General features: G+C 59.6%; 14 protein-coding genes. 4 read left to right on the top strand and 10 right to left on the bottom strand.

Going from position 1 to position 15374, the window contains the following annotated elements; genetic code table 11:
• Positions 1–28: 28 nt before the first annotated feature.
• The 5 genes from QMN23_RS02870 to QMN23_RS02850 all read right to left on the bottom strand — a co-directional run bounded on the left by QMN23_RS02870 (position 29) and on the right by QMN23_RS02850 (position 5881).
• Positions 29–1255: an ABC transporter permease gene (locus QMN23_RS02870; protein ID WP_282001649.1), complete on the bottom strand. Its 1227-nt coding sequence runs from the start codon at positions 1253–1255 to the stop codon at positions 29–31.
• The gene (locus tag QMN23_RS02865; protein WP_282001648.1) at positions 1255–1953 is read right to left on the bottom strand and encodes an ABC transporter ATP-binding protein; all 699 of its coding nucleotides are present in this window, start codon (positions 1951–1953) and stop codon (positions 1255–1257) included. Before QMN23_RS02865 ends, QMN23_RS02870 begins: the two co-directional genes overlap by 1 nt.
• On the bottom strand, positions 1953–3167 hold the full coding sequence (locus QMN23_RS02860; protein WP_282001647.1) for an efflux RND transporter periplasmic adaptor subunit: 1215 nt from the start codon (positions 3165–3167) through the stop codon (positions 1953–1955). The genes QMN23_RS02865 and QMN23_RS02860 overlap by 1 nt, the downstream gene beginning before the upstream one ends.
• A gap of 292 nt (positions 3168–3459) precedes the next feature.
• Positions 3460–4632: a DUF362 domain-containing protein gene (locus QMN23_RS02855; RefSeq protein ID WP_282001646.1), complete on the bottom strand. Its 1173-nt coding sequence runs from the start codon at positions 4630–4632 to the stop codon at positions 3460–3462.
• A gap of 1 nt (position 4633) precedes the next feature.
• Positions 4634–5881 carry an NAD(P)/FAD-dependent oxidoreductase gene (locus tag QMN23_RS02850; protein WP_282001645.1) on the bottom strand — a complete coding sequence of 416 codons (1248 nt, stop codon included), beginning with the start codon at positions 5879–5881 and terminating at the stop codon, positions 4634–4636.
• 186 nt (positions 5882–6067) lie between these two features.
• Between QMN23_RS02850 and xerC the strand changes: the two genes are divergently transcribed.
• Together xerC and QMN23_RS02840 are read left to right on the top strand one after the other, a co-directional pair.
• The gene (gene xerC, locus QMN23_RS02845; RefSeq protein WP_282001644.1) at positions 6068–6952 is read left to right on the top strand and encodes a tyrosine recombinase XerC; all 885 of its coding nucleotides are present in this window, start codon (positions 6068–6070) and stop codon (positions 6950–6952) included.
• 180 nt (positions 6953–7132) lie between these two features.
• Positions 7133–7417 (top strand): hypothetical protein, encoded by a 285-nt coding sequence (locus QMN23_RS02840; protein ID WP_282001643.1) that lies wholly within the window; start codon positions 7133–7135, stop codon positions 7415–7417.
• 134 nt (positions 7418–7551) lie between these two features.
• Here the strand turns inward: QMN23_RS02840 and QMN23_RS02835 are convergent, their stop codons facing one another.
• Positions 7552–9147, bottom strand: a complete 1596-nt coding sequence (locus QMN23_RS02835; RefSeq protein ID WP_282001642.1) for an acetyl-CoA hydrolase/transferase C-terminal domain-containing protein — start codon at positions 9145–9147, stop codon at positions 7552–7554.
• A 481-nt stretch (positions 9148–9628) separates the two neighbouring features.
• Positions 9629–11203, bottom strand: coding sequence for an acetyl-CoA hydrolase/transferase C-terminal domain-containing protein (locus QMN23_RS02830; RefSeq protein WP_282001641.1), 1575 nt, complete (start codon positions 11201–11203; stop codon positions 9629–9631).
• 107 nt (positions 11204–11310) lie between these two features.
• Here QMN23_RS02830 and QMN23_RS02825 point away from each other — a divergent pair, with 107 nt between their 5' ends.
• Complete coding sequence (locus QMN23_RS02825; RefSeq protein WP_282001640.1) at positions 11311–11565, top strand: hypothetical protein; 255 nt, start codon at positions 11311–11313, stop codon at positions 11563–11565.
• Positions 11566–11899: 334 nt separating this feature from the next.
• Here QMN23_RS02825 and QMN23_RS02820 read toward each other — a convergent pair whose 3' ends face one another.
• Positions 11900–12298: a class II SORL domain-containing protein gene (locus QMN23_RS02820; RefSeq protein WP_282001639.1), complete on the bottom strand. Its 399-nt coding sequence runs from the start codon at positions 12296–12298 to the stop codon at positions 11900–11902.
• A gap of 258 nt (positions 12299–12556) precedes the next feature.
• Between QMN23_RS02820 and QMN23_RS02815 the strand changes: the two genes are divergently transcribed.
• Positions 12557–13168 (top strand): HAD family hydrolase, encoded by a 612-nt coding sequence (locus QMN23_RS02815; RefSeq protein WP_282001638.1) that lies wholly within the window; start codon positions 12557–12559, stop codon positions 13166–13168.
• 22 nt (positions 13169–13190) lie between these two features.
• Here QMN23_RS02815 and QMN23_RS02810 read toward each other — a convergent pair whose 3' ends face one another.
• Positions 13191–13556: a hypothetical protein gene (locus QMN23_RS02810; protein ID WP_282001636.1), complete on the bottom strand. Its 366-nt coding sequence runs from the start codon at positions 13554–13556 to the stop codon at positions 13191–13193.
• A gap of 275 nt (positions 13557–13831) precedes the next feature.
• Complete coding sequence (locus tag QMN23_RS02805; protein ID WP_282001634.1) at positions 13832–15322, bottom strand: SpoIIE family protein phosphatase; 1491 nt, start codon at positions 15320–15322, stop codon at positions 13832–13834.
• Between the last annotated feature and the right edge of the window lie 52 nt (positions 15323–15374).

Below are 15374 nucleotides of genomic sequence, written 5' to 3'. Positions count from 1 at the left end.
GTCCCGCCCCCTGCCGTCTCGCAGCAGCTTATTCGTAGCGCAGTGCCTCGATCGGATTGAGGCCCGCCGCCTTGTGGGCCGGATAGAATCCGAAGAAGATCCCCACCCCGCCGGAAAAGCCGCAGGCAATCAGGATCGCCTGCGGCGAAACGAGGGTCGGCCAGCCAAAGGCCGTCGAAATGAGTTTCGCTCCCACGACACCGATCACCATCCCGATTCCTCCGCCCAGCAGGGTCAGCAGCACCGCCTCGGTCAGAAACTGCAGCAGGATGTCACGCTGGCGGGCGCCGATCGCCATGCGGATGCCGATCTCCCGGGTCCGCTCGGTCACCGAAACGAGCATGATATTCATGATGCCGATCCCCCCCACGACCAGCGAGATCGAAGCCACCGCCCCGAGGAGAAGCGACATGACCCGTGAGGACTGCTGCGCCACCGCCAGCAGTTCGGAAAGGTTGCGCACCGAATAGTCGCGCTCTTTCGCCGGGCCGATCCGGTGGCGCTGGTCAAGCAGGGTGACGACCTCCTCCTCTGCCTGGGAGAGCAGTTCCTTACTGCGGGCCTGGACCAGAATGGCGCCAACCGTGTTGGGAAACTGTGACCCAAGGATTTTCCGCAACGCTGTCCGCAACGGGACCATGACGATATCGTCCTGATCAGTCCCCTGGGGCGACTGCCCCTTGTCGGCAAGGAGACCTACGACTATGAAAGGGACCCGCTTGATCCGGATGATCCTGCCGATCGGGTCCTCGCTGCCGAACAGGTTTTCCGCCACTGTCTGGCCGATCAGGCAGTTCTTGGTGGCCCCCTCAATGTCGGACTGGGTGAAATTGCGGCCTTCAACCACCGGCCAGTCGCGGATATCGAGGAGATCGGGAGTGACCCCCATGATCATCGTCGACCAGTTCATGTTGCCGAAGACCACCTGGGCCGTCCCCCGCACCGTCGGGGCGACCCGCAGCACTGCCGGCAACTCGCTGCCGATCGCCCGGGCATCGTCGTAGGTAAGGGACGGGACGGAACTCGAACCGAGCCGGATGCCACCGCTGGTGGTAGAGCCGGGAATCACCAGAATGATGTTGCTGCCGATGCTGGCGATCTGATCGGCAATGATCCGGCTGGCTCCGGCACCGATCGCGACCATGATGATCACTGCGGCAATGCCGATGATGATGCCAAGCATGGTGAGAAAGGAGCGCATCTTGTTGGTCCTGAGCGCCCGGAGGGAAATCTTCAGGCACATCAGCAATTCCATCACCCCTCCTCGCCGCCGACACGGGCATCGGCAATGATCAAACCGTCCCGGAAGGTGATGGCCCGGCCAGCCCAGGCAGCGATATCAGGCTCATGGGTGACCATGATGATGGTTATTCCTTGCCCGTTGAGTTCCCGGAATATTTTCATGATCTCGATGCTGGTGGCACTATCCAGATTACCGGTCGGCTCGTCGGCAAGAAGCAGCGCCGGTTGGTTGACCAGCGCCCGGGCAATGGCCACCCGTTGCTGTTGGCCACCGGACAGCTGGTTGCTGTAATGGTCTGCCCGTTCGGCCAGGCCGACCAGGGCCAGCGCGGCAATCGCCCGGTCGCGCCGCTCGCTGGCCGCCACCCCGCCGTAGATCAGGGGCAACTCGACGTTCTCCCGGGCGGTGGTCCGCGCTAGCAGGTTGAACCCCTGGAAAACGAAGCCGAGACGGCGATTACGCACCGCCGCCAGTTCGTTGCGGCTCAGCGCGCCGACCGCCGTTCCCTCTAGCCGGTAACTGCCGGTAGTGGGGACATCGAGGCAACCGAGGATGTTCATGCAGGTCGACTTGCCGCTTCCCGAGGCACCCATAATGGCAATAAACTCCCCCCGCTCCACGGCAAAGGTGATCCCCCGCAGCGCCTCCACCCGCTGTTCGCCCATCGTGTAGACCTTCGTCACATCGACGAGATCGACAACCGTCGCCATCAGAACCTCATCCGCATCGGCGGGCCACTCCCCCCGCGATCCTTGTCCTTCTCCTTGCCGCCAAGTTCCTGAACGACAACCTGATCCCCCTCCTTCAGCTGCCCCTTGACGATCTCCACCTGACTGTCGTTGCTGAGACCGGTTACGACTTTCACCGGCAACGGCCGATTCTCCGGCGACAACAGATACACCTGCTGCCCGGCCTCGCGTTTCCCTTTCTCCTTGCCCGGCGCAGCAGCCCCCCGATGCCCCCCGGACGGCTGCCCGCCGCTCGGCCGGAAGCGGAGAGCGGCCATCGGCATCCGCAGGACCTGTTGCCGGCGGCCGACCTCGATGGCAACGTTGGCGGTCATCCCCGGCTTCAGCTTCAGTTCGGGATTGTCGACCGTCACGACCACTACATAAGTGACAACGTTCTGGGTGATCACCGGCGCGTTGCGTACCTGAGCGACCCGTGCCCGGAAGGGGGTATCGGGATAAGCGTCGACCGTGAAGGTCACCGGCTGCCCAATCTTGACCCGGCTGATGTCTGCCTCGTCGACACTGGTTTCGATCTGCATCCGGGTCAGATCCTGGGCAATAGTGAACAGCGTCGGCGTCTGGAAAGAGGCGGCCACTGTCTGGCCGACATCCACCGTCCGGGAGATCACCACCCCATCGACCGGCGAGCGGATAGTGGCGTTGCGCAGGTTCGTCTCCGCCCGGCTCAGGGCACCGCGAGTCTGGACAATCGAAGCTTCCGCGGCCCGAATATCGGCCAGGGATTCCAGGTAGCGGGTATTTGCCGCGTCGAAATCGCTCTGGGCAACAATCCCCTCTTGAAGCAGCTGCCGGTTCCGCTCCATGGTCCGCAGGTTGTCGGCGGTCGTGGCTTTCGCCTTTTGCAGCGCCGCCTCGGCATTGAGCAGATTTCCCCGCGCCTGCTGCACGTCGGCGGTAAAGAGGGCCGGATCAATCTGGGCGATCACCTCCCCTTTCCTGACCGGCGAATTGTAGTCAACGAACAGCCGGCTGATCGTCCCGGAAACCTGTGTGCCGACCTGGACAGTCGTCACCGCGCTCAGATTGCCGGTGGCGGAGACTGTGGCAACAACATCACCCCGCCCTACCCGGGCGGTTCGGTAAGTCACGGCGGGGCTTTTCCCAACCAGCTCGAAATAGCCGCCGGCCGCCGCAATGAGGAGCAGTAGCGCCACAATGATCGCTTTTTTCATGAAAAACCTCGTCGGAAGAAGGTTCCGGCGATCAGTATATAATAGAAACTGCTTGATTTCCAAAGTTGTGACAACAAAAAACCCCCTGACCAAAGGTCAGGGGGTCTGGAAAACGCCCGTCGCAATCACGCGGCGGGCTAGCGTCGGCAACCCTCCTTGCAACGGGTAACCGGACGAAGCATATAGAGCGTGGTCCACATGGCCTGGGTCTCCTTTCGCGGGATATTCCCTCAGTTGCTTGGGTTAGTTACATAGTAATCACCGGTCCCGGGAAAGTCAACGCGGCGACCGATTAAATTTCATTATGCATTTTCTTGAGCAATTTGAGCAGAATTCCGTCCCGGACCTGCAGCGCCCCGTCCGGGCAGAGTTCTCGACAGCAGAAGCAGCGGATGCAGCGGTGATAGTCGAACTGGAGAGTTCCATCCTTAATCTCGATAGCCTGCGGTGGGCAGGCATCACGGCAGATACCGCACAGGCGGCAGGCGGCCGGATCGGCGGCAGGACGGGCGGTCAGGTAATGACGCAGGCGGTTTTTGAGGAAGCGCGGCAGGCCGAACTGCACATCGGACAGGTGCGGCAGCTGGAAATCGGCAACGCGCCCCTCGGCGACCGACAGGCCGACAGTGGCAATGGTCCGACGATCCCAGCCATCCAGGCCGAGCCGTTCGGCAGCCCGTTCCGTCCAGAGGAGCTTCCGCGGGATGCCGAGCAGCTCCCCGGCGATCACGTCCACGGCAAGCGCGTTGGTCCCGCCCAACAGAAGGCCGATCGGCCGGGGATCGCCGCTCCCCGGACCGTTCCCCTCCATCCCGACCACCGCGTCGACAATAGTCAGGTCCGGCTGGCGCAGCTGATAAATCTCCAGCAACATCCGGGCGAACAACTCCCGGTCTGCGCCCGCCTGCAGGTGCCACGCCGCCTTGCCGGTCCCAACCACTGCGCCGAACAGGTTCTTCACGGCGCAGGTCATGGTCATCATTTCATGGGTCTTGAGTTTGGGGAGATTGATCAGCTTGTCGGCTTCCAGGTAGGGCCGGGCCAGCTTGAAACGCTTGAAGAGTCCCTCGCCGGGCACCTCAAGGGACTCGGTAAATTCGACCAGTTCCGCCCCGGTCGCTTCGATGACCGTCAACAGACCGGATTTTTCGGCGACTCGCCGCCCACTGCCAACCCCGGGCGAGTCGCCGACCAGAGCAACCCCGCCGGCAGCCTGTACCAGCTCGATCACCGCCTGCAGCACCGCCGGATTGGTGGTCACCGCCCGTTCCGGGGCCTTGGCCGCCAGCATGTTCGGCTTGAGGAGCACCCGCTCGCCGGGACGAACAATGGCCGGCATGCCGCCGAACGGTTCCAGCAGGCGGGTCAGCGCAGCGCGGATCGTTTCGGGGCGATAATCCGCCGCCCGCTCAACGGCGACGGTATGCTGCTGCCGGTTAGCCACTGCATTGGATATTGTCCCCACCTTACTCGCCGCCCCGTTCCCGTTCGGTAATCAATCGGACCTGCCGTTCGTGGAACCAGTAATACCAGATCCAGTTGAGCATTACCACGATGCGGTTGCGGAAGCCGATCAGGTAGTAGAGATGGAGCAGCAGCCAGACCAACCAGGCCGAATACCCGGAAAAACTCATCCCGTAGGCTGATGCCACCGCCGAACTCCGGCCGATGGTAGCCATGCTCCCCTTGTCGCGGTAACGGAATGGCGGCAGCGTCGTGCCCCGTTCCCGTGCCAGGATCGCTCGCCCGGCATAAAGGCCCATTTGCATCGCCACCGGCGCCACCATCGGCAGCGGCGCGCCATCCTGCTCCAGGTACGCCATGTCACCGATGACATAAACCTCCGGCCGGCCGGCCAGGGTAAGGTCGGGCTCGACGGCAATCCTCCCGCCGGGACGCTGCTGGACCTGCAGCAGCGCCGCCAGAGGCGCGGCCTTGACCCCCGCCGACCAGAAAAGGGTATGGGCCGGGATGATCGAGCCGTCATCGAAGGCCACCCGCTCTGGATCGGCATCCACTACCCGGGCATTGAGCAGTACCTCCACGCCCATCGAGCGGAGTCGCTCCAGCGTATAGCTGCGCAGTTCCTGGGGCATCGCCGCCAACAGCCGGTCGGTCGCCTCGACGAGGACCACCCGGGCCGCCTGGACGCTCAGCTCCGGATAATCTTTGGCGAGAACGAAGCGGACCAGTTCGATCAGCGCCCCGGCAAACTCGACCCCGGTCGGTCCGCCGCCGACGATGACGAAGGTCATCAACGCCCGCCGCTTTGCGGCATCGGGTTCGTAGACTGCCCGCTCGAATGCCGTCAGGATGTGGTTCCGCAGCGTTTCCGCATCGGTCAGTTCTTTCAGGTCGAAGGCATGGCGCTCCACCGCCGCATTGCCGAAAAAGTTGGTGACGCTGCCGGCGCCAACCACCAGATAGTCGTAAGGGATCCGACCACTGTCGGTTACGACTTCCCGGGCAGCGAAATCGAAACCGGTCACCTCGGCCAAATGAAAACGGGTCCCCCGCCACTGGCGAGCCATGGCTCGGACGGGATAGGCAATCGATTCCTGTTCCAGGCCGGCGGTGGCCACCTGATAGAGGAGCGGCTGGAACAGGTGATAGTTGTTCCGGTCGACCAGTACCACGTCGAATCCCTGTCCCGCCAGGATCCGGGCAGTCCTGGTCCCGCCGAACCCCATCCCCACGATTACTGCGCACTTCATCCTTGTTCACTCCCTCCGCTGATTATCGTCATACATAACATCCCCGTCCGCACCGGCAATGACCAGAGTCAAAAGTGCGGAACTGATGAAGAATACCCGAATTTCCCCGGGAAACAACCGACGGTACGATTTTCGATGTTTTTCTGCTAGGATGGAACAATCATTTCTCTGCTTCAGGGACCGGCCATGGAAAATGCCATCACCGCTTTTGCCCGCTATCTCGAACACGAACGGAACGTCTCCCCGCACACCCTGGCGGCGTACCGTTCCGACCTCGCCCAGTTCCTTGAATTCGCCAGCGGAGAGCTCGGCACAGACCCTGCCCCCTCGGCAGTCAACCATCTGCTGATCCGGCGCTGGTTGGCGCTGCTTCACCGGGAACATCGGAAAAGTTCCATTGGCCGGAAGCTGGCATCTGTCCGGGCTTTTTTCAAGTACTTACTCAGGACCGGCAGCATCGACCGAAACCCGGCAGAACTGGTCAGTGCCCCCAAAAAGGAGAAAAAGGTCCCCTACCACCTCAACATCGACGAAGTGACAGCCCTCGTCGAAGCACCGCACCAGCCGGGCATCCTCGGTCTGCGGGACCGGGCAATTCTCGAAACCCTCTACTCCTGCGGACTGCGTGTCTCCGAATTGACCAGCCTCGATATTGCCGGTCTCGATCTCGAGGCAGGCACCGTCCGGGTCCTCGGCAAAGGAGGCAAGGAACGGATCGTTCCGGTCGGGCGCCATGCCCGGGCCGCCCTTGACGCCTACCTCACCGCCCGGAATCGCCCGGGTGCCGCCTCACCCCTCTTTCTCAACGCCCGGGGGGGGCGACTTTCCGCCCGCAGCGTCCGGCGGGTGGTCGACCGGCATATCCTGCGTCTTGCCACCATGAAGAAAATCTCGCCGCACACCTTGCGGCACACGTTTGCCACCCATCTTCTGGAAGGAGGTGCCGATTTACGGGCAATCCAGGAGCTTCTTGGCCACTCGTCGCTCTCCACCACCCAGAAATACACCCATATCGGCATCGACCGTTTAATGGAAGTGTACGACAAGGCTCACCCCAAAGCCAGAAAGTAAACACCATCAGCGGAGCCTTGTAGCAGCTGCCCGGAAAAATCTGTTAGCCCAGGCCATTATTCCGGTCTGCCGTCATCACGCTCCTTGACCGGACCAGCACCGCACGATACACTGGTCTTCACTCGGCAGTGCCGCCAGGCTCGTCCCCTGCGCGGTACGTTACTCTCCAGGAGTCGAATAATGATCAATACCTCCGCGGACAACCAGCGAGATACGGGCGCCCAACGAATCGTTCAGGAAACCATCCGCTTGGCCGAGGAAAAAGGGATCGCCGTGACGCGGATCTTCTTCGCCGGCACGGGTTGCGTGCTCCCGGATAGCCATACGCTGAAAATCTCCACCGGTACCCGGGTCGCCGAAGTATCGTTTCTGGACAATGAACTCGCCGCCTTCGCCACGGCACCTGCCGAGATCATTGCCCCGATTGTCGCCCGGATCAGGACGGCACTGAACGACCTGCTCTAACCTCACTCTGCCGGAGGCAGGCCGTTCTCCATGGCCGTACTTTCCTCTGGCAGTCACTTTTCACCTAAACTTGCCGAAAAAAAAGCCCCGCCGGTTTCCCGGCGGGGCTTTTCACTACATGGGCTTGGACAATCCTATTCGCAAAGATCGACCTTGATGTCCCAGTTTTTGATTTTCATGGTGCCGTTCCGCTCCAGATTCATATGCATCTTGAAGGCGCGGTCCCACAGCTGCGGCTCGTGGCCGACCTTGCGACGGAGACAGTCGGACTTGGCCAGCTCGAAGTACTCGGAAAGGATCGGTTTGTAGTCCGGATGGGCACACTTCTCGATGATGACCTTCGCCCGGTCGCGGGGGCAGAGGCCACGGAGATCGGCCAGACCCTGCTCGGTCACGACGCAGTCCAGATCGTGCTCGGTATGGTCAATGTGCGAGCAGTGCGGCACGACACAGGAGATACCGGTCGGGTCGGTCTTGGACGGCCGGCTCGACGGGGTGTGCATGATCTTGAGGAAGCCGTTGCGGAGGAAGTCGCCGGAACCGCCGAGACCGTTGATCATCCGGGTACCGCCGACCAGCGTGGAGTTCGCGTGGGCGTAAATGTCAATTTCGACCGGGGTATTCATGGCGATACAGCCGAGCCGGCGGATCGGTTCAGGAGCATTGGAAATGGAGAGCGGCCGCAGGGTGCACTTTGAGAAGTACCGGTCCCAGTTCTCGAAGAAGCGGGGGAAGCCGGGGCTCTCCGAGAGGGAGAGGGAGCAGGCGGAGGCCGCGTCACACTTGCCGGCATCGAACAGGTCCAGGATGGTATCCTGGAGCACCTCGGTGAAAACAGTCAGATTGGAGAAGGGACCCTTGGCCAGGCCACCGATGACGGCGTTGGCGATGGAACCGACGCCCGACTGGAGCGGCAGCAGGTTCTTGGGCAGACGACCGACCTTCACTTCGTGGCTGAAGAAATCGATGATGTGGTTGGCAATGGCCTCTGAGGTGTCGTCCTGCTCGGCAAAGGCACGACCTTTGTCACGAAGCTTGGACTCGACCACGGCAATGATCTTGCTCGGGTCGCACGGCACATAGGACGTACCGACCCGCTCATCAGTCCGGGTAATGCCGATGATCTGACGGTTCGGCGGATTCTTGCTGACAATGATGTCATGAATACCTTCGAACGAAGGCTGGCCGGTGTTCACCTCAACGATGATCCTGTCGCACTGCATGAGGATTTCGGGGATCACGCCGCATGACGTGGTCGGCACGAGGCCGCCGTCTTCGGTAATGGCGGAGACCTCAATGATCGCCAGGTCAAGACGGCCGGTCTCACTGTCCTTGGTGTAGAAGCCATAACCAAGGTCCTGGGCGAAAAGGGAAAGGTGCTTGTCGCCCATCCGAATCCGCCCTTCGTTGATCCCGGCGGCGATGTTCTTCCCGGTTTGGTACGGCCAGCGGCGGTCGATCATGTCCAGGGTGGCCCAGCGGTCTTCGGTTTCGGCCCCGACGGAGGCGCCGATGAAGAGATTGAACTTCCATTTGCCCTGCAGGTTGTTCTTTTCAACGTAGTCGGCAAGCGCGATAGGTACCACCTTCGGGTAACCGGCCGGGGTGAAGCCGGACCAGCCCAGGTTCATGCCCGGTTTGAAAAACTGGATCGTGTCCTCGGGGGACATGACCTTGCTCAAAAGCGACTTGTTGCGTACGCGGTCCTGCAGTGTGCCGTACTCGGACATCTGGTGCCTCCTTTTTTGTTTTGATGTTTACAATCAAGATCAAAGACCTTGAAATTGCCGAGAAAGAAGTCCGTCTCAACCGCCTCATGCCGCGCCCAGTGCCGCAAGAGAGCAATCCGTCCCGCAAATTAGAACCGGATTTTACTCAACGCCTATTCCATAGTCAAGTTAAAAAAAAATTAACCTTTTTGGCAACCTCAGTACGGATTCAAGGCAAAAAGCACAACACAACGGCATGTTAGCAGGTTTTTTCCTCCCACACAGTCCCTTTTGCCAGTCTGTTTGGCGATCGCCGATTTTTATCTTGATAAATTTGTAGGGCCATATTTTACTTTCGCTAAAACAACTCCTAAAGCAGCCACCAGCTTGATTTTAGCCCCTTCCGGCAAATAAAACGGCCGTTCTTCTCCCAGGCGTGCGGCAATAAAAAAACCCCGCCACCAAAGGTGACGGGGTCTTTTCCGGACTGTAACGCGGGCGATTAGAAATTGATGCTTACATCCCAGTTATCGATCCGCATTGTCCCGTTTTTCGCCAGATTCCACTGCATTTTGAAGCAGCGGTCGAAGAGCTGCGGCTCATGCCCGATCCGCTTAGCCAGGCATTCTTTCTTGGCCATGTCGAAGTATTCTTGAATGATCGGCTTGTATGCCGGATGCACGCACTTGTCGATAATCATCTGCGCCCGATCCTTCGGCGCCAGACCGCGAAGATCGGCCAGCCCCTGCTCGGTGACAAGCACGTCGAGGTCATGCTCGGTATGGTCGATATGCGGTGCCTTCGGCACCACGCAGGTAATACCGAGCGGATCGGTCTTGGAGGGACGAACCGACGGCGTATGCATGATCGACAGATAGGCATTCCGGAGGAAGTCGCCGGAACCGCCGATACCGTTGATCATCCGGGTGCCGCCGACCAGGGTCGAGTTGGCATGCGCATAAATGTCGAACTCGACCGGGGTGTTCATGGCGATACAGCCGAGACGGCGGATCGGCTCGGGGGCATTGGCGATGGACAGCGGCCGCATCAGCACTTTCGGTGCATAAAAATCCCATTTCTCGTAGAACCGCTTGAAGCCGCCATTGGAGAACGACAGGGAGACTGTTGAGGCAAAGTCCAGCTTGCCGGAATCGAGCAGGTCGAGCATGGTATCCTGCAACACCTCGGTCCAGACCTTGAGCCCCGTGAAAGGAGCCTTGGCAAGGCCGCCGATGACGGCGTTGGCAATCGAACCGACACCCGACTGGAGCGGCAGGAGATTTTTCGGCAACCGACCGTTCTTCACCTCGAACTGGAAAAAGTCCATGATGTTGTTGGCGATCGCCTCCGAGGTATCGTCTTGCTCGGAGAAGGCCCGGCCGTTGTCCGGATGGGTCGACTCGACAATGGCAATGATCTTATCGTTATCGACGCGGACATAGGGTGTACCGGCCCGGTCGTCGACGCGGGAAATAAGGAACGGCAGGCGATTCGGCGGGTCGATCGGCTCGATGATATCATGGAGCCCCTCGTAATTGGGGACGCTGGTGTTGAGCTCGATGATGATCTTGTCGGCAATCTTGACGATTTCCGGCACCGCACCACAGGAAGCGGTCAGGATCAGGCCGCCGTCTTCAGTAATGGCCGAGCACTCGATGATACCGATATCAATTCGGCCGCCGGAATCCTTGGTATAAAATCCGTAGCCGAGATCCTGGGCGAAGAGCGACAGGTGCTTGTCGCCCATCCGGATTCGGCCCTCGTTGATGCCGGCCTGGATGTTCTTGCCGGTCTGGTACGGCCAGCGACGGTCAATCATATCGAGGGAGGCCCAGCGGTCCTCCGTCTCAACGCCAACCGAGGCACCGATGAACAGATTGAAGCGGAGTTTTCCCTGCAGACCGTTCTTCTCGACATGATCGGCCAGGGCAATGGGAATCGCCTTGGGATAGCCGGCAGGCGTAAAGCCGGACCAGCCGAGATTCATGCCATCCTTGAACAGCGGCAGAACCTCTTCAACATTCTTGATGCGAGAGTGCAGACTGGTTTTTCTGATACGATTGAGCAGTTCGGACATGAGTTATTCCTCCATTACGGGATGACGATGGCGGGTCAGGACAACGCGGGAATCGGGGGGTGTGGGAAAGCACGAAGGAAAGCTTCTCGGACACTCGCGGGATTCACGTGGTGATTGCCAGGGCAGTCGGGCGAAACGTCGGCTGTCGGCAATGGCCGGATGGTCAACCTGCCATCGCTAATTTGTATACTGTATACACTTTATTGCAGCTACTTTCCTTGCGTCAAGGGCAAAAAACGGGTGGCAACAAGCCAAAACATCTTTTTATATTAGCAGTGATTTTTTTTCTTGGAAAATTAGGAATAAACTGCAAAAGCTCACTTGGAGCTGATTTAGTAAAAATTTATTTTGTTGGAAAATAATAGCCTGTTTGACCGTCCACCAATAGCCTGCACCGAAGAGAAGGAATCACGACCGAGGTCAGCAACGGGAGAACTCTCTGAGCGGTGCGGCCGAAGTCGGCCCCTGGAATATCTGAGGAGCGCCGACAAAAACGCCCCACAGCCATTGCTGCCGAAAGGATCCGACACGCGCTTCGGTATAGCCGTATCGCGTATTGCCAGTGTATGGGAAGAATCGCCCGGATCGGGCCGGAACGGCCCATTGCCCACAGACAGCGGGCGGGGTTAGGGACAACCGGACCGCCGACGGATGTAGCCCCTTTCGAGGGCCCGGTTGTTTCTGAATAGTGCCGAATTAGCCAAGCGTGATCGTCAGCGAGCTCTCCCACAGACCGTGGATATTGCAGAGCGCCGTGGCGTGCAGCACCCCCGGCTTTTTGACCTTCAATTGGGCTGTTATCGAATGATGAGTATAGACCGGACCGGTATCCGCTCCTTCAACCGACTCCCCGTGGGCGGCAAACTCGAAACTGCCAACCTGGTAGGCAAACTTGTCACCCTCTGGCTTGAAAAAGAGTTGAATCCAGCGGATATGATGAGCAGTGGTATTGGGATGGGCAATCTCCTTGCCGAGTGAAACCTTGACGGAAAAGAGCTCATCGGCCTTGACCGCCCCTCCTTCGAGTTCGATTACCGGGACATGCTTCTCCTTTTTCCAGTCGTCGTGTGCGTACAACGCGCCCATTTCAGCCATTTTCCCCTCCTCGAAACTGGTTTTGGCTCCGCTCGGCCCCGTTGATCGTCAGCTCACGGGAACCACGCCAGATCTCCGACAGATCAACCATATATGACAACCTCGAAATTGCAAGCACCCGGCCGGAAGGGAAAGCACCAGCCGGCGCCGGGATGTTATCCCGAAAAATTGAACTGGTGGCGGCTGGGGATATACTTCACCAGTATCCAGAGGCAATTATCGCCAAGGCAGTAGAGAACTAGCAAGGGAGGCGGAACAATGGCACAGATTACGACCTTGTTTCTCGATATCGGCGGAGTCCTGCTGACTAACGGCTGGGACCGGGAGGCCCGCCGCCGGGCCGCGGAATTCTTCCAGCTCGATTGCGAGGAGATGGACGAGCGGCACCACCTAACCTTCGACACTTACGAAGAGGGAAAGCTGACGCTGAACGACTACCTCGGCCGGGTAGTGTTTTATAAAGACCGCACCTTTTCCCGGGAGGAATTCCGGAAGTTCATGTTCGACCAGTCCCGCCCTTTCCCGGAAATGATCGAGCTGGTCTGTCGACTCAAGGAACGCCACAAGCTGAAAATCGCCGCGGTCAGCAATGAAGGACGCGAACTGACCGCCTACCGGATCAACGAATTCCGGCTGGGGAAATTCATCGATTTCTTCATCTCATCCTGCTTTGTGCACTACCGCAAGCCCGATGCGGATATCTACCGCATCGCCCTCGACATCGCCCAGGTGAAACCGTCGCAGGTTGTGTACATCGAGGATCGCCCCATGTTCGTGGAAATAGCGCGGGGACTGGGCATCAACGGCATCGTCCATGCCGGCGCCGAAGCAACGAAACTCGAACTGGCGGGCTTCGGACTGGCACTGTGACGTGCCGGCAGGGTGAAGCAGCCTAAAACTGCTTCCTGTCCAAACTCCGATACTGGACCGCCTCGGCGATATGGTGTTCGCGGATGCTCTCCGCGCCTTCCGGGTCGGCGATAGTCCGCGCCACTTTCAGAATCCGGGTGTGGGCCCGGACCGAGAAGCCAAGCGTCTCCGTCACCACCTCCAGAAACCGGTGGCCGGCGGCATCTGGATCGCAGAATTGCCTGATCTGCCGCGGCGCCATGTGGGCGTTGCAATGGACTCTGGTCCCTTTGAACCGTTCCAGCTGGATCTCCCGCGCCCGCTCCACCCGGCCGATGATCACCGCCGAACTCTCCCCTTCCGCCCGCTCGACGTTCAACAATAATGGTTGTTCACAAATTTTGAACAAAACATTTATTGTATGCCAAATCGTATCCACCATCCAAATCCCTCGGAGCCGCGACGCGTCACTATCTAAGCCAGGAGCCGTATGCGGTAATTCATCCCGTACAGATCAGTGCGGGTGTGCCGGACAATCTGGCATTCCTACCACGACCCGAATTCCTTCAGATCAGTCCGGGGGGCTATCAGCAATTTATTTCTTCCGTGTCATGCGTGCACCCCACTGCAACACCAGCTGACTGTTAGGGACAAAGGATTTTGTGTGCCGTCTTCTTAGTTGTCTTATTCCCCCTCCCTCCTGCGCATCACCAGGATTGTCATATCGTCGGGTAGTGACGCGGATGGCTCCACCAGCGCCGCTATCAGCTCCACCATCTTCCGAGCATGGGTCGCCCCGGCCACCCGCTCCGACAGCAGTCCGTGATCAATGTTCAATCCCAATTCCGGTTCGAGAAGGCCGTCGCTATACAGGATCAGGGCATCCCCCTCCTCAATCACGCAGCTCCCTTCCGAGTAAGACTCCTCGGCACGTACGCCAAGGGGAAGCCCGCGTGGGAGGAGTTCTTGCACGGACCCATTGCGCCGCCGCAGGAACACATAGCCATGGCCGCAGTCCACATAGCTCATTTCCCCCGAGGACCCGTCGATTTGGGCCAGAAAAAGTGTTACGAAGCTCTCGGAACCGTCCAGGTCGTGCCAGAGGGCTTGTTCCGCCAGTTGAACGGCGGCTGCCGGGCCATTCCCTCTGATCACCGCGCGCAGGGTGGCCCGCACCGTCGCCATCAGCATAGCGGCCGCCATCCCCTTCCCCATGATGTCCCCGAACGCAAGGGTCAAGGTGCCCGGCACCGTCTCCTGCCAGTCGTAGAAATCCCCCCCCGCCTGCCGTGCCGGCAGGCATAGCGCTGCAATCTCTAAACCGGCTATTTGGGGGAGATCGACAGGCAGCAGCTTTCTCTGCACCTGGGCCGCCAGGTCCAATTCCGCCTGAAGCTGGACACGTTGCATCTCGCTCCAGCGCAGCTCCTCTTCGGCCCGCCTCTGCTCCGTATAGTTCTGGGCGGTGGCGATCAGAAGGTTCCGCTCGAACATGGGGATGGTTGTCCAAAGATTGACCGCGGTTTCGCCCGAGCTTTTCGTAATCCGGACTTCCCAGAACATCTGCGACGGGTCGCCCCGCTCCAGGTCCCTATTGATCTTACCGAGCACTTCTTCCCGGTAGGTGGGATCGGGAATGGCGTACTGCCAAAATTGCTCAAGATCGTTCAAAGCCTCCCGCGGCCAGCCGACGATCTCCTCAATCCTGCGGTTCATGTAGCGCATCGTATGGTCGTCGAAGGTAATGACACCCAAACCGATCGGCATGTTTTCCATGATCGTTTCTATGAACTCGTTCCTCTGCCGCAGTTCCTCCTCCATCCTGCGCTGTTCGGTAACATCGCGGGCAATGAGCAGTAGGGCCGTTTTCCCGTCCACCCGGATAGCCTTTACAAACATATCCATATCAACCGCGGCCCCATCTTTGCGTAGATGCCACCAAGCGAACGACTGCGGTATGTCGGCAAGGGCCGCCGCCATGTGCTGGGCAGCCACTTCAGCCGACTCCCGGCCGTCCGGCTGTACACGGGGAGAGATTTCCGCCAGCGTGCGGCCGATCATCTCCCTAGGCTCGCGCCCCCAGAGAATGCACGCCTGCGTGTTGCACTCCTCAATGACGTCAGAGATCAGAAGGATCCCGTTGGTGGCCTCTTCCATAATGCTGCGGTACTTCACTTCTGCTCGTCGAAGCAATGAGCGAGTATGGTGCCAGAGGAGCACCATGCCC

It is taken from the genome of Geotalea uraniireducens (assembly GCF_027943965.1).
In the GTDB taxonomy this organism is placed as follows: domain Bacteria; phylum Desulfobacterota; class Desulfuromonadia; order Geobacterales; family Geobacteraceae; genus Geobacter; species Geobacter uraniireducens.
This window is presented reverse-complemented; position numbering and strand designations above follow the sequence as displayed.